This is a genomic window from Bacteroidota bacterium (assembly GCA_039714315.1).
Taxonomy (GTDB): domain Bacteria; phylum Bacteroidota; class Bacteroidia; order Flavobacteriales; family JADGDT01; genus JADGDT01.
Genome location: JBDLJM010000208.1, coordinates 1 through 3,972, shown reverse-complemented (window position 1 = coordinate 3,972; position 3,972 = coordinate 1). Strand labels below are relative to the sequence as shown.

The window sequence follows — 3,972 nt, the reverse complement described above, 5'->3', positions numbered from 1 at the left end:
ATCTTCATGAAACACTTATCGCAATCAAACTCCAATAAATATCTTTCGCGTTTATCCGTTAAATATAAAGGTTCGGAGTACTTGGCATCGGCTTCACTCTTTTTCTGATATTTTTTGCATATGCCAAACTCAAAGCGCAAACAGTGTTTGGTTGTCATCAGGGTTTTTCCGTCGTAATTATTTTGGAGTTCAAATCCTTCTTCAAAATTTTCAACACCGTGACGTTCGTAGAATGCGGCAGCTTTTTTGTTAACTATATTGGCCATATAATCAACATCTTTATTGATATATGGAATATTGTTTTGTGTGAATTTTGCAGTTTGACGCTTATAGTTTTTTATCCGGATTTCTTCAAGTTTAGATATTAAATCCCTCCTTATCTCATTTAATTTGGAGGCTGGAATAAATACCGGACTTTTTATATCAGTTTCTATATTATCAGAATAAAAGTCAGTGTTTCCAAGTTTTGACAACTGCTTTGAGATATTTTTAATGGCTGCATCGGGATTTGTTGCCTTATCAAAGTTTTCTGCTAAAATAATTTCTGCCGAATTTTGGTCTTCGTCAGTGAAATTAAAATAGAGACTGTCATTCTTTTCAATAACTTTTATATCGAGCTTAATTTTTCTACTATCTAAGTTTTTAATAAGTTTTTGATTAAAAGCATGATCACTATTTCTGTACAATTTCATTCCTTTTTTTACAAAAAGCTTATCTGCCGGAAAGATTCTGTTACCCTCTGCTCTGTTTACCCTAAATCCCTGAAGTTTGTTTTTATCATCGAAAAAGCACAAACCGTCTCCGTTATTTAGTTTCTCCTGATTAATAATCAGAATAGATTCCCTGTCCTGTCTAATTACTTCACCTATATATTTCCCAACAGATTTGGGAGTGTTAAATGAGGCTATATCCTTATGGCGTCCGTTTGCAAAATAATCAGTGTATCCGCGGTTAAAGGTCTTTTCAGCATCGGGACTAAAGTTCAGAACAGTTTTGCCGCTCGAAGCACGTTTATAGCCTTCGTTTTCCGAAATAAAAGTATCAAGCTTTTGCCTGTATAAGGAAACAACGTTTTTTACATAGCTAACATCCTTCAGTCTTCCTTCTATTTTAAAAGATGTAACACCCGCCATTGCCATGCTGGGAATTGATTCGGACAGGTTTAAGTCCTTCAAAGAAAGTAGATATTTGTCATTGGCAAAAGACTTATTGTTAGCATCAACAAAGGAATATTTCATCCTGCACGATTGCGAACATTCTCCCCTGTTGGCGCTTCGCCCTGTAGTTGCATGACTGAAATAACACTGTCCGCTTAAACTCACACACAAGGCTCCGTGTACAAATGCTTCGAGTTCAATATTAGTATTACCTGTTATCTTCTTTATTTGTTTTACCGAAAGCTCACGTGCGAGAATAACCCTTTGTAAACCCACATCTTCAAAGAATTTTATTTTTTCTAAATCGTAGTTATGCGTTTGTGTACTGGCATGTATTGGAATTGGAGGCAAGTCTAATTCTAAAAGACCCATATCCTGTATAATTATTGCATCAACTCCTAAATTGTATAGATCATGGATTAGTTTGTGGGCCTGTTCGAGTTCACTGTCATAAATTATAGTATTTATGGTAACGTATACCTTAGCATAAAATTTGTGTGCAAATTCAACCAGTTCGGCTATCTCATCTACTTCGTTTCCAACTGCCGACCTTGCCCCGAATTTTCCTGCTCCGATATATACCGCATCAGCGCCATAGTTAATAGCTATCTTACCTTGTTCTGCATTCTTTGCCGGACATAACAACTCTAGTTCCTTCATCTGCCATTTTGTTGAGTGTGCAAAGGTAGCGATAATTTTAAGGTGTAGAATACTACACTATGATCGCTTGAGTTTGATATGGCATGGTAGATTCAATGTTATATATACATATTATAATTTTTCCTTTCCTTATCTTTACATTTCCTAACTAATAAATTAAATAAACGATGATAAGAAGAATATTGCTTAGTGCCATAGTCCTGATGTTTATCAGTGCTAATACAGATGCACAGAACAGATTAACACCTGAGCTTTTATGGAAGCTTGGTAGGGTGAGTATGCAGGATGTTTCGCCTGATGCCAGTCAGGTTGTTTACACTGTTACATATTATAGCCTTGATGAAAATAAAGGTGAAAAGAATATTTATAAAGTTGATGTTAAAAGCGGAAAAACTGTTCAGCTTACTAACGAGCAGGGAAGCGAAGGAGCCGCTTCTTTTTCTAAAGACGGAAAGAAAATATTTTATGTGAAGTCAGGACAGTTGTGGAGTATGAATTCTGATGGTTCTTCTAAAACGCAATTGACAGAGCTAGAGGGAGGAGCATCAAACTATAAAATTTCTCCTGACGGGAAACATATACTATATGCAAAAGAAGTTAAGCTATTATCTACAACAAAAGATTTTTACCCGGAATATGATAAGGCCGAGGCAGTAATTGTTGACAATTTAATGCACCGTCATTGGGATGATTGGAGCGATGAGTATTTCTCTCATATTTTTGTGGCCGATTTTGATGGTGCAAAAATCACAGGGGAAGCAAAAGATATTATGAAAGGTGAAAAGTGGGATACACCTATGAAACCTTTTGGAGGATCTGATGATATAATTTGGAGTCCGGACAGTAAAAAGATTCTATACGTATGTAAAAAAATGTATGGTAAAGATTATGCTATAAGTACAAATTCAGATATTTACGAATACAATTTATTCTCTGGAAATACTAAAAACCTTACTAAAGGAATGATGGGTTATGATAAACACCCAACCTTTAGTCCCGATGGAAGCAAATTAGCCTGGTTGAGTATGGCTACTGATGGTTATGAGTCTGATAAGAATGATATTGTAATCATGGATTTGAAAAGCGGCAAAAAATATAATCAAACTGCCAAATGGGACGAAACAGTATCGGAATATACCTGGGGGGTAAAGGGAAAGAATATTTATTTCGGAGCTGGAGTAGAAGCTACTTATCAGATTTTCTCTTTAACAATGGATAAAAATCTGGCTAAAACAAACCCGGAAAAGCAGATAAAACAAATAACTGAAGGTCTTCATGATATCCGGGGTATTAATGCGACAAAAAATGCATTTTTTGCTCACAAAAAAGATATGAATCATGCAAATGAGGTTTACTCCTTCGACATGAAAAAGGGAACACCTAAGCAGTTGACACATATCAACGATGAGATTTATGCCGGACTGGATTTGCCAAAGATTACTAAAAGATGGGTAAAAACAAGTGATGGAAAGCAGATGCTGGTTTGGGTAATTTTGCCTCCAAATTTTGAAGCTACTAAAAGATATCCTGCAATTTTCTACGCACAGGGCGGACCACAAGGTGCAATTTCGCAATCGTATTCTTTCCGTTGGAATTTCTCGCTGATGGCATCTCAGGATTATGTTGTAATAGCACCAAACAGAAGAGGGTTGCCAACATTTGGAGTAGAATGGAACAAACAAATTTCAGGTGACTGGGGAGGACAGGCTATGAAAGATTATCTTGCTGCAGTTGATGATGTTAAAAAAGAGGCTTACGTCGATGAGACTAAAATAGGTGCAGTTGGTGCATCATATGGAGGTTACTCAATTTTTATGTTAGCCGGAATTCATGAAAGTCGTTTTTCTGCATTTATATCGCATTGCGGAACATTTGATACAAGAAGTTGGTATTTGTCGACAGAAGAAATGTTCTTTGCTAATTATGATCTTGGAGGAAATTTCTGGGATGGAAAAAATAAAACAAAAAGTTTCGATGAGCACAATCCGGTTAATTACCTCGATAAATGGGATACGCCAATTATGGTAATTCATGGGGGTAAAGACTTTAGGATTCCATATACTCAGGGAATGCAGGCGTTTAATGCTGCTCAGCTAATGGGAATACCATCTCGTGGATTATATTTTCCATACGAAGGCCATTGGGTACTGGGACC

At 36.4% G+C, this 3,972-nt stretch carries 2 protein-coding genes; one reads left to right on the top strand and one right to left on the bottom strand.

Translation table 11 applies throughout. The features are described 5' to 3' along the window. On the bottom strand, positions 1–1,817 hold a 1,817-nt coding region (locus ABFR62_13445; protein MEN8139425.1), incomplete at its 3' end, for a U32 family peptidase. A gap of 167 nt (positions 1,818–1,984) precedes the next feature. On the opposite strand from ABFR62_13445, the gene ABFR62_13440 reads away from it, so the two are divergent. Continuing rightward, positions 1,985–3,972, top strand: a 1,988-nt coding sequence (locus tag ABFR62_13440; protein MEN8139424.1) for a S9 family peptidase, incomplete at its 3' end; no start/stop codon positions are given.